A 9,090-nucleotide genomic window follows, 5' to 3' on the forward strand; every position below is an offset into this window, starting at 1 on the left:
AGGCGAAATTTTGCTATTTAGTTGTTCTAAATGAGAAATTTTTAACGCAGCTAGCGTCAGGTTTACTCCTTCAAATTGAACAAGTATTAAGAATAATTGGTATTACAACACGAGGTGTACAGTGCAACTATCACGCGGTATCGAGTACTTTATTGCCGGCTTTTCTTTGATCACCCAAAAAGGATTAAAACGTTTTGTATTTATTCCTCTAACAATCAATGTATTGCTATTTGGTGCGTCGCTCTTTTTTCTTTATGACTGGCTGACCCAAGGGTTTACTTATCTCAACGGATTATTACCAGACTGGCTCAATTGGCTGGAATGGCTAATGTGGCCAATTGCTATCTTAGTGATACTTTTCAGTTATAGTATGATTTTTACGGTGATAACCAACTTTATTGCTGCGCCTTTCAATGGCTTACTCTCCGAAAAAGTAGAACTTTACCTGACCAACCAACACATCAATGATGATAAGTTAATTGATACCATAAAAGATGTGCCGCGAATGTTGGGTCGAGAATGGACCAAACTCTGCTACTACCTTCCACGTGCACTCGGCTTTTTCATCTTACTTTGGATGCTACCGATTGTTGGGCAAATTTTATGGATTATGTTTACGTGTTGGATGTACAGCGTGCAATATAATGATTACCCGTTTGATAACCATAAAATTCATTTCAAGCAAATGAAAGACGATTTGAAGAGTAAACAAGGGCTGTCTTATGGCTTTGGCTTTGCGGTATTTATACTGACCTCAATTCCATTTGTTAACCTCATCGTGATGCCCGTTGCAGTGTGCGGAGCTACCAAACTCTGGGTAGAGAACTATCGTCAGCAATATAGGTAAGACGCTCGTATGACTGACATCTAGCTGTCAAAAACTCATGCTCTACTTACGTTTTTGCAAGTATTTAGCGGAGTCACTATGCGCCTAACATTAAGCCTTATCTGGTTAACAGTATTTTTAACGGGGTGTCAGGCAACAAAACAGTTTGATGTCGGCACACGGCCTCAATTTTTGGTTTCGCAACTCCCAGATGGTGAGCTGAAAGAAAAGCTTGCAAGCTGTTTAGATAAACCAATCAAGCGCACACGTTTTTCCATAGGACATCGCGGTGCGCCACTTTTCTACCCTGAACACACCAAAGAATCATATATTGCCGCCGCAAAAATGGGAGCTGGCACGCTCGAATGCGATGTAACCTTCACCAAAGACAAGACTCTCGTTTGCCGCCATGCACAATGTGATCTCCATGCAACAACCGATATTTTGTTACAACCTGAGCTTGCTAGTAAGTGTAGACAACCCTTCAAACCAGCGGATCCAGACTTAGGTAAACTTGCGTCTGCTCAATGCTGCACCTCAGATATTACCTTAGCAGAATTCAAGCAACTAAAAGGAAAAATGGATGGTGTGAATATTCAAGCAACCACAGTAGCAGGGTTTGTCAAAGGTACGCCCAATTGGCGTACAGATCTTTATGCAAGTTCTGGTACATTAATGACCCACAGCGAAAGCATTGCTTTATTTAAGCAACTTGGTGTAAATATGACTCCTGAGTTAAAAACGCCAGAAGTGCCAATGCCCTTTAATGGGTTAAGCCAAAGTCAGCTCGCACAAAAAATGCTGGATGAATATACTGAGCACAATGTCCCCCCATCTCAAGTTTTTCCACAATCCTTTTCTTACCAAGATATTCAGTACTGGATAAAACATGCGCCAGAGTTTGCAAACCATGCCGTATTTCTTGATGGTAGAGAAGCTGGCGAACATTTTGATATTAACAAACCAAGTACTTGGCAACCGTCAATGGAAGACTTAGTTAAAAATAAGGTAAAAATTATCGCTCCACCAATTTGGATGCTCATTAGCGAAGATAAAAACGGCGATATCATTCCGTCGCAATACGCCCTCGCCGCTAAACGCGCAGGATTAAAGATAATTGCTTGGTCTTTAGAGCGCTCAGGCCCTTTAGCGAACGGCGGTGGTTGGTATTATCAATCCGTAAAGAACTCAGTTAAGCATGATGGCGATATACTTAGGGTGTTAGACATATTGGCAAAACAAGTTGGCGTAGTTGCTGTTTTTAGTGACTGGCCCGCCACTACCAGCTTTTACGCCAGCTGCATGGGAATTGAGTAAATCAGTTGCATTAAACTAAAGCCCATTAGAAAGTCATTAGCACCTATTTAAAAAGCTGAAAAATTTAGGTTTGTAAGTCCTACAACAAAACCACCAAAATTGATGTGAGTGTTGCTGTGGCGAACCAATAAACTAGCCCTAAAGAGACACCCCACATCGCTGTAGCAAAAGCCACCGTAATAAATAAAAGTAAGTATCCGAATATCCTAAATCGTCGTTGTTGACCCACACCGAATGATCCGTCTCTGTTAGAGAGCTTCACCCTATGTCGTGACAAGGATAAATTCAACAACGCAAAGGCTAAGAAAAGTAATACAAACAAAACAACAATTAACTTCATTGGGCCGCCTTAACACTGATGTCTTCTTGTCGGCAATGTACAACCCAAAAAGCTGCTACAAAGCAAATAGAGATAAATAATACCGTTAAATCAAATCCAACCATCAGCCAATCGCTATTTATCCAACTAAGCCATATATTATGTTCCGTTGTTAGTGCGTTAAGTATAGGTAGTACCCCATATAGCAAAGCAGCACAGCATAACATTCGCTGCCAAAGCCATTTTTTTGAGGCTAATCCACAATAGAGTATGCATAAACCTAACGTTATAAAAAGTATATGCATTTCCCAAGCTGCTCGGCTTGGAAAGTCTATTGGCAATAACCGATTACCAGCAAAGTAAGACGCTATCGCTATAGGAAGCCCAAGGATCATCGCAATATTTATGCGCTCTATAATACTCGTTAGGATTTTATTAGTGCTATTCACTGCCTTACGCTTTTTCAACCATATCATAAGGCCAGTAGCTACCATCGCTGCGCCAAACAAACCTGATAAAAAGTAAATCCATCTTAGGTAAATATCAGCAAATAGCCCCTCATGTAAATGCTCCAAGAAATCATAAACACTTGCAGCTCCCCCAGCTTTTCCGAGTGAGGTTTCGAGCATAACTTTATCTTCAATAGCACGATACTCAAGCAACGAGGCGAATTCGACACCACTTTTCGATTCAAACCAGATCTCAATGTGTTCTTTTTCTGTATTTCTTTCAACGACCCCAACATAACTAACTTTATGTGATTTGAAGCGACGTTTAGCATCGGCCAAAGCAGCTTGAACGCTTAGCTCTGTGGGGAGCATCTCGATTATTTGCTGTGACTTTTGCTCTATCTGTGATTGCGCATAAAATTGGCGATGATTTTGCTGACCTTCTCCATAGCGCAGGTCAATAACTGGAGACATAGTGATCCCCATCAGCAGCAATAACCCGCTATAGGTGATCATCAAGTGGAACGGTAGTGGTAGCACACTAAAAATATTGTGAATATCTAGCCAAGAACGCAACCCTTTTTGAGCCCGGAACGTAAAGAACTCAACGAAAATTTTCTTGTGAATAATTAAACCAGTAACTAACCCTATAAGCATTAGCATTGCAGCAATACTGGTTAATATGTAGCCTACAAGTTGTGGTACATAATGTAGATTGTAATGCAAACGGTAGAGCGCCTCACCTCCGCTAGTTTGTCTATTACGGATAAGCGCTCCCGTCACTGGGTCGAGGCTGCTTTCGTGCCATTGTTTCGCTGTTTTTCTTTCGGCATTCTCAGGCTCTAACCAAGAGATTTCAATAAATGGATCTCTTGATGTGGGAAAGCTTACATACCACTGTGATGCATTATCACCATGTATGCTGAGTTGTCTGGTCGCGATATTCGTTATTGCGCTATCCTCAAGTCCTTTCGAAACCATGATTTCAGGTTTCATCCAACGATCAATTTCGTTTTCAAAATACCCGACACTGCCAGTCACAAAAATGAAGTACAGCATCCACGCAAAAACAACGCCGGTCCACGTATGTAGCCAACTCATAGACTGTCGAAATCTCGCTTTCATTCTCAAATAGCCTTTTCTAGATACATGACTAAAACGCTTAGCAAAACAACTAAAAGCGCAATAAAAAATATTGCTCTAGTAGTGCTTTTAACAGCAAACACCACAATCACAATCAAAGTGTAAATAATAAAACTCGACATCATTCCCGCGACAATACCATCGACTTTATTGTCTGATGGTAAGTACGAAATAAGCATGGCACTCAAGTTAGCGATAACATAACCACCAATCACGCTAAGTAAAACTCGGCAAGTAATATGCGCAGCTGGCGTTGGCTTAAATAAAGGTTTCATTAGCATAATAACCAAATGAAAAGAGCTAACCCTTTGAGTTAGCTCTTTTGACAATAACACTAGAACTGATAGGCAACTGTCAGCCTAATATCGCGACCTGCTTCTTTGATCCCGACGACACCTTCATAACCAGGAATGTGACCGTAATCGGCGACACTACCATGGCTACGGTAAGACTCATCTAATAAATTTTGTATTGAAAGGTCGACTCTCAAAGAGTCGAATGGCTCGTAGCTAACATAAGCATCGACTAACTGGTAGCTTGGTTTGTCAATTGTCTCAAGCTTTTCAACCCAACCAAGCTCAATTGAACGGTGAAATACTTCAATATCATTTAAGCTCGCCACATACTTGTAATTCCAGCCAAGTTTAATCTGATCGTTTAAGTGATAGTTAAAGTTTACGTTCAATGAGTCTCCAACCGCATTACCTAGACCACCGTATTCGTAGGCAGCCAAGTCAATATTGTCGACTTCGATGCGGTTTGTGGATGTCGCGTCTGTGGGATCTGGCCAATTAAATATTACATTATCCAATTCAACGTTGTTATGGTTAAAGCTGACAATTACATCAAAATTGTCAGCTTGATAACCACCAACTAGTTCAAAGCCTTCACTACCTAAGTCACCGATATTTTCGTAGAAAACCCCTTCACGCCCTTTAAACTTGTCGAAGACAACACCATTAATTGTGCTAGAGTATACGGATGCTTCAAACATCCAAGTACCATCATTATATTGAATACCGAGTTCAACATTTTCTACTTCTTCAGGAACCAAGTTTGCATTCGGCGTTAGCTCACCGACCGTGAACGCATCTGCAATTTGTCTGCCTCGCAGCGCTTCCGCATAGCCAAGTGACAACGTCAAGTTATCAGCAAGGTTGTACAGCAATCCAACATTTTTACTAAAACCATCCTGTTTTTTGGCTGAGAACTCACTGGTTGATGTAACTGGTGCACCAGCTGCATCAGTCTCAACAACCCAAACACCATCAACCTTCACCCAGTTTGCTTCCACACCTTGATGATCCAACTCATAGGAATCAAAACGTAGACCGAAACTTAAACGCAGATCAGGAAAAACTTGCCAATGATCTTGGACATAAGCCCCTAACACAGTACCATCTTCGTCAAAAACCCCACCAAAGTCTTCATAGGACTGCGAATGTACCTTATCGTTTTTGTGCTCAATTCCATAAGTAATAGAATGAGTACCGATATCACTGGTATTGCGAATATCAAAACCTATCGTTTCGATTGAGGCATCCCAGGTATATAGCTCACGCTTGAATGATGATTTTGTTTGATACACTGTTGTCTCTAAATTCACCAGAGAATTTAAAAACCAGTTGTGGTTAAGCACTAGAGTCTCGCGCTCACCCCAAGATGCAAACAGCGGATCGCTTTCCAGTGGTGCCCAGTTTGTTTGCTTGCCAAACTCACCGTCCTCTTTTCTTTGCTCGTAGCTAACTGTAATATCTTGAGACTCTGTCAGCTTGGCATTCAGCTTAATAAACCCTAATGTTTGATCTGCTGCGGTTCCTGGAAGCGTATTACCGTCACCATCTTCCATATCTTTTCGGCTAACTGTTACATACGAAGCTAAAATACCGATTGAATCAGTTGCCTTACCATATAAAGATAGACTTTCTTTATGCCCGTCATTGGTAAAATAACTTACTTTGGCAGTTCCACCGAACCTGTCATTTTCATCCAATAGATCCGCCGCACTTTTCGTTTTAAAACGTATTGCGCCACCAACTGCACCGCTTCCTGATGTTGCTTCACCAGCACCAGCTTGTACCTCTACACTTTTCAATAACTCAGGCTCAATGGCAACACGACCTATGTGATGAAATAGTGTACTCGTTTGCGGAGCACCATCTACAGTGACATTCACCATTGAGTCTTCCACTCCACGAACAAAGATTTTTTGTGCAATCCCCAGCGACCCACCAACAGTAACTGAGGGGGTATGGCGGAAAATATCTTCTAGGTCATTTGCTTGGTAGTTAGCTAATACTGCAGGTGTAATTTCGGAGTTTGTTGTTGCCCCGACAACGGTAATTCTTTCGACTTTTTTTAGTTCATTTTCTGTATCGGATTGCTCTGCGAGTACGCCAAAGCTCAGGCTAAAGCAAGTAAGAGAAACGGCTGACGCTATGGTAGTTTTTCTAAAGAAATGACTTTTTTGGGATAAAAATGGCATGATTCATGTCTCAAACAACAGTTAAAAGGCTGAATCAGAATTATTACTATTTAGCTTTCTCAAGCAATCACTTTTACAATTGTTACATTTTACGAAATCGGAATTATTACTTGTACAACCAACCCTCCACTGGCTAAATTACGTGCTGACACGCGCGCTCTAACACTTCTCAAGTGTCGCTTAGCAAGTGCTAAACCAAGACCAAAACTATCACTTTGTGCGAGACGAGCATCGTCCACACGGAAAAATGGCTCAAATACTTTCTCAATAAACTCTTCGGGGATCCCAGGCCCCTGATCTAGCACTTCAACTAAATACTCGTTGCTTATTCGCTGTAGTTTTATCTCGACTTTTTTACCTTCAGGCGTAAAGCGTAAGGCATTACGAATGATATTCTCGATTGCTGGACACAGTGCTCTATGGCAACTATTTACAACAACGGCACTTTTTGGCGGCTCAAATAACAGCGTTCGATCTGGAAACTCAAACTTGGCGTCATCGATCAACACATCCAAAAGGTCTACTAAATCTACGCTTTCCTTCTGTAACATTGGATTTTCATTATCTAGCCAAGCCAAAGTGAGTGAATCTTCGACCAACTTTCTAATCTGTTGAGATTCACGTGCAATACGTTCTAGGTGTCGCTGGCTATCATTCTCTTCAAAGTTACTAACCGCAATATCTAGGCGAGTTAGCGGAGTTCTAAGTTCATGTGACAGATCAGCGATTAGCTGACGTTGACTTGCAATTAGCTCCCCGATCCTTGATGCCATCTGATCGAACGTAGAGGCTAAATGTGAAAACTCGTCATTGCGCTTGCCAAGATACTTTCCAAGTCTTACTTTAAAATTGCCTTTACTAAAAGCACTTGTTGCACTATCCAGCTGTCGCAATGGAATAATGATATGTCGATAAAGAAAGATGGATAATACGGCCAACACTGCCATAGGAATGAGTACCTGAAGCATAAATTTAGTCGTATTCCAGTAGCTCCCAGGCCGCATTCGCTCTGGCAACTTTATGAGTAAGCTTGCATTAGAAGACTCGAATGGAAGTTCCATTATTGGATTCGATTCAAAATATAAATGTATTTTCCATTCAATGCTCCGACCAAAGTGATAGCTGCCAACGATATTTTGATCTATTGGCTCTCCAGCTAAATGAATAGCGTCAAAACTCGCGATTGATACCCATGTAGATTCTTCTTTCATTAGGTTTTTTATCCAAGCTTCTAGCGCTTCTTGGTTGTTAGCCAAGTAGAGTCGTTCAGCTTCAGACTTCCAATTCATCATCTGGATTCTATCGCTTACAGCTATCATACTCATACTTTCTTCTGTTTTAAGTGTTAAGGCATGCAGTAAATAGAAAAAAGCGACCAAACCAGCAGCTAAGATTAAGCTCAGTTTCCACAAAATATTTCGTTTCATTTAAAACAATAACCTTTTCCATGCACAGTTTGTAAACGCTCACCATGCCAGTTTGCTTCATTAAGCTTTCTGCGTACTCGACTTAAGTGCATATCTAAACTCCTATCATATGCACCTAATTTTTTATTAAGCACAGACAGATATAAGTCAGGTTTGGTTATGATTGTATGTGGCCGTGAAGCAAGCTCCCAAAGCAACTTGAACTGAATTGGTGTGAACTCTAATATTTCGCCATGGACATAAACCGATTGAGTCTGCGAGTTTAGTGTGAGGCCATCAATGGAAATCTCTGACGGTATAGAGAGTTGGATTATATTTTGGCTTCGCCTAAGAATACTTTCCATTCTCAAGAGCAACTCAGTGGAGTTAAAAGGTTTAGCAATATAGTCATCAGCCCCATGTGCCAAACCTATAATGCGCTCCTCCTCGGCCCCCTTTGCAGACACCATTACAACAGGGATCTGACTCGTTGCTCGCAGCTTTTTTAACAAAGAAACACCATCTAATTTTGGCAACATATTGTCCAAAAGGATCAAATCATGTTGCTGTAACTGCGCAACTCGTAGTCCCGACTCACCATCAAAGCACTGATCAACTTGATATCCTGACTTTTGCAATAAATCTACCAAGTAGGTACCTAAAGTACAGTCGTCTTCGATTAGCAAGACCTTGCTCTCTCTCACATCAAACCTTTAAAAATGCAAATGATAACCAGTTTCATTTTTGCATATTAAGCACTGTATTTTGAAAAGTAAATCTCAGTTGTAATCAGATAGGTCTATTTTTTGCAAAGATAAGAAATATAAAGTATCAGAAAGCAAAAAACCTCGCGATTGCGAGGTTTTTTAAAGGATGGTGCCCAGAGGCGGAATCGAACCACCGACACGAGGATTTTCAATCCTCTGCTCTACCGACTGAGCTATCTGGGCAAATTTTTCTAGTATCTAAATAACTAAATTATCTAGAAAATACAGGCTTTCGCCTAAATAAAGTGGTGCCGACTATCCGAGTCGAACGGATGACCTACTGATTACAAGTCAGTTGCTCTACCAACTGAGCTAAGTCGGCACACTAAATATGTGGTGCCCCGCTGGCGGCAGCGGCCCACCCTCCGCCGGAATTTC

Annotated in this window: 8 protein-coding genes and 2 tRNA genes; 2 read left to right on the forward strand and 8 right to left on the reverse strand. The window is 41.2% G+C overall.

Features of this window, described 5'->3' with window-relative positions; all coding sequences use genetic code 11:
• The first annotated feature begins 121 nt into the window (after positions 1-121).
• Positions 122-847 carry a sulfate transporter CysZ gene (cysZ, locus tag CWC03_RS07700; protein WP_138581261.1) on the forward strand — a complete coding sequence of 242 codons (726 nt, stop codon included), beginning with the start codon at positions 122-124 and terminating at the stop codon, positions 845-847.
• 78 nt (positions 848-925) lie between these two features.
• On the forward strand, positions 926-2,143 hold the full coding sequence (locus tag CWC03_RS07705) for a glycerophosphodiester phosphodiesterase family protein (protein ID WP_138581262.1): 1,218 nt from the start codon (positions 926-928) through the stop codon (positions 2,141-2,143).
• A gap of 79 nt (positions 2,144-2,222) precedes the next feature.
• Here the strand turns inward: CWC03_RS07705 and CWC03_RS23970 are convergent, their stop codons facing one another.
• The 8 genes from CWC03_RS23970 to CWC03_RS07745 all read right to left on the reverse strand — a co-directional run bounded on the left by CWC03_RS23970 (position 2,223) and on the right by CWC03_RS07745 (position 9,034).
• On the reverse strand, positions 2,223-2,483 hold the full coding sequence (locus CWC03_RS23970) for a DUF3325 family protein (protein ID WP_138581263.1): 261 nt from the start codon (positions 2,481-2,483) through the stop codon (positions 2,223-2,225).
• A complete protein-coding gene (locus CWC03_RS07715; protein WP_249313973.1) occupies positions 2,480-4,036 on the reverse strand; it encodes a PepSY-associated TM helix domain-containing protein in 1,557 nt (518 codons plus the stop codon). The genes CWC03_RS23970 and CWC03_RS07715 overlap by 4 nt, the downstream gene beginning before the upstream one ends.
• 2 nt (positions 4,037-4,038) lie before the next feature.
• The gene (locus CWC03_RS07720) at positions 4,039-4,329 is read right to left on the reverse strand and encodes a DUF3649 domain-containing protein (RefSeq protein ID WP_102057403.1); all 291 of its coding nucleotides are present in this window, start codon (positions 4,327-4,329) and stop codon (positions 4,039-4,041) included.
• A 59-nt stretch (positions 4,330-4,388) separates the two neighbouring features.
• On the reverse strand, positions 4,389-6,539 hold the full coding sequence (locus CWC03_RS07725) for a TonB-dependent receptor (RefSeq protein ID WP_138581264.1): 2,151 nt from the start codon (positions 6,537-6,539) through the stop codon (positions 4,389-4,391).
• A gap of 89 nt (positions 6,540-6,628) precedes the next feature.
• Positions 6,629-7,966, reverse strand: coding sequence for a sensor histidine kinase (locus CWC03_RS07730; protein ID WP_138581265.1), 1,338 nt, complete (start codon positions 7,964-7,966; stop codon positions 6,629-6,631).
• A complete protein-coding gene (locus CWC03_RS07735) occupies positions 7,963-8,649 on the reverse strand; it encodes a response regulator transcription factor (protein ID WP_138581266.1) in 687 nt (228 codons plus the stop codon). The genes CWC03_RS07730 and CWC03_RS07735 overlap by 4 nt, the downstream gene beginning before the upstream one ends.
• A 170-nt stretch (positions 8,650-8,819) precedes the next feature.
• A tRNA-Phe gene (locus CWC03_RS07740) sits at positions 8,820-8,895 on the reverse strand.
• 63 nt (positions 8,896-8,958) lie between these two features.
• Positions 8,959-9,034: transfer RNA gene (locus CWC03_RS07745), tRNA-Thr, on the reverse strand.
• Positions 9,035-9,090: the final 56 nt, after the last annotated feature.

This window comes from Pseudoalteromonas sp. S2755, from assembly GCF_005886535.1.
Classification (GTDB): domain Bacteria; phylum Pseudomonadota; class Gammaproteobacteria; order Enterobacterales; family Alteromonadaceae; genus Pseudoalteromonas.